The sequence below is a fragment of the Acidisphaera rubrifaciens HS-AP3 genome (assembly GCF_000964365.1).
Lineage (GTDB): Bacteria > Pseudomonadota > Alphaproteobacteria > Acetobacterales > Acetobacteraceae > Acidisphaera > Acidisphaera rubrifaciens.
Map to the genome: position 1 here is coordinate 1 of NZ_BANB01001016.1, position 821 is coordinate 821.

General features: G+C 74.3%; 1 protein-coding gene and 1 pseudogene. Both read left to right on the plus strand.

Translation table 11 applies throughout. The features are described from left to right. Positions 1-307: pseudogene (locus tag B8460_RS19770) on the plus strand (copper-transporting ATPase); the annotation flags it as partial. Next, positions 304-702, plus strand: a complete 399-nt coding sequence (gene cueR / locus B8460_RS19775) for a Cu(I)-responsive transcriptional regulator (RefSeq protein ID WP_048863346.1) — start codon at positions 304-306, stop codon at positions 700-702. The pseudogene B8460_RS19770 and the gene cueR, both read left to right, overlap by 4 nt. Positions 703-821 lie beyond the last annotated feature (119 nt).

Genomic DNA, 821 nt, shown 5'->3' on the forward strand with positions numbered 1-821 from the left:
GGCGGCGGCCGATCTCGGCATCGCGATGGCGGGCGGCACCGACGCGGCGGCGGCGGCGGCGGGCATCACGCTGATGCGTCCCGATCCGGCGCTGGTGCTGGCGGCGCTCGATATCGCCGCACGGACCGTGGGGCGCATCCGGCTCGGCCTGTTCTGGGCGTTTGCCTATAATGTCGTCGGCATTCCCCTGGCGGCCTTCGGCTTCCTCAGCCCGGTGGTCGCGGGGGCGGCGATGGCCGCGTCCAGCGTGAGCGTGATCGGCAGCGCCCTGCTGCTGCGCCGCTGGGGGCCGGAGGAGGTGGCATGAACATCGGCGAGGCGTCGCGGGCATCCGGCGTGTCGGCCAAGATGATCCGCTATTACGAGACGATCGGCCTGATCCCGAAGCCCGCGCGCAGCGAGGCCGGCTACCGCCGCTATACCGAGGCCGACGTGCAGACGCTGCGCTTCATCCGCCGGGCGCGCGAGCTGGCGTTCCCGGTCGAACAGATGCGCGCGCTGCTGGCGCTGTGGCGCGACGAGGGCCGGGCGAGCGCGGACGTCAAGCGGCTGGCGCTCGCGCACGTGGCCGAACTCGACGCCAAGGCGCAGGCGATCGCCGAGATGAGCCGCGCGCTGCGGCATCTGGCGGAGCGGTGTCACGGCGACGGGCGGCCGCACTGCCCGATCATCGAGGAACTGGCCGAGACGGCGGCGGCGTAAGCCGCGCGGGGCTGCCGCCCAAGCCCGCGTCAGACGGGGAGCAGCGCTGCCGCGTCGGCCCAGAGCGTCTGGACGATCTCGCCCGCCGGCCGCGCCTGCGCCAGATGCGCGGCCTGGCC